Origin of the sequence: Clostridium oryzae (assembly GCF_002029235.1) — a bacterium.
Classification (GTDB): Bacteria; Bacillota; Clostridia; order Clostridiales; family Clostridiaceae; genus Clostridium_AE; species Clostridium_AE oryzae.
In genome coordinates this window covers 1-1145 of the sequence record NZ_MZGV01000162.1, presented here as the reverse complement: position 1 = coordinate 1145, position 1145 = coordinate 1, and the positions used below count along the sequence as shown (strand labels likewise).

General features: G+C 34.0%; 1 protein-coding gene. It reads right to left on the bottom strand.

The window, feature by feature from the left end:
* Nucleotides 1–992: IS66 family transposase (locus CLORY_RS22845; protein WP_079428895.1), on the bottom strand; the 992-nt coding region annotated here is incomplete at its 3' end.
* Nucleotides 993–1145 lie beyond the last annotated feature (153 nt).

The following is a 1145-nucleotide window of genomic DNA, read 5'->3' as shown; positions in this document are numbered from 1 at the left end:
CGCATAGCAAGAATACAAGGTCCAACAGAGCGGTTATCAGAGACTTGGTAGCCAAGGATAGACTTCTTACAGGTGTCCATGATAAACCAAACGTAATGCTTAATACCCTTGACCTTAATGTATGTTTCATCAGCTGAAAGAATGTTAGAAGGTTTATAGTCAAAATTATCAACAAATGGTTTAATAACAGCAGCTGCAGTGGTTGCATAGTGAGCAACCATAGTGTGAGAAATCTTAATACCATGAACTTCTTCAAGAGCATGAGAAGTCTGTCTAGTAGAGAGTTTGAGATTAACATGGTAAGTAAGACAAAGGCCCATAATATGAGGATTAAACTTCTTAAAACTAAAATTGATAGCTCTAGCAGGAAGAGAATTTAAGTCCATCTTAAAAAAATCCACAGTAAATTCACGGTAGATGTAGTGAAGCTTGTATTTATGCTTGTCAGCAGGAGATAAATCCTTGGGAAGCTTAGAGAGATTTTTGAGATAATAAGAGCACTTAGGATTAACACATTTATGGACACGAAAATGCTTACGATCCTTTTTAGGGTCAAGAGTACGACCACAATAAGGGCAAACAAAAACCACAGGTTTAGTAACATGATTAGACTCATGAAAGGTCTGTCCACAAACTTTGCACTGGTATTGTCCTTTAGAACCATTATTATCATAAATGTACTCATGAGGAGCACCACACTTAGGACAAATGATACTCTCAGAAATAGACTTACCATTACGGCGGTTAATGGGCTTAAGAAGCTTGTTGTACTTGTATTTATAGTAAGCTAAAAGAAGCTGGTAATCTACCTTCTCAAAGCGAAGAATCTTAGGCAGCTTGTCAACCTTAAACTTCTGATATTCTGGGCTGTTAGAATCCTCGAAAGCCCATTGCTTAAGAGGAATATGTTTAGCAATAAATAAAACAAGTTGAAAAATAGTTTTTAAAAGATATTGATTATATAAAAGTAAATAAGTTATAATTGAATCCATACAATGACAACCTTTCTTGTTATTTTTGTTTGGTTAGAGATTCAATTATAACATGAAATTGGGGGTCATTGTTTTTTTTATACAAAAAAACTCTGTAACCCTTGATATATAAAGAAATTTTTAAAAGAATAGTGTAAAAAACTTTACACTAAC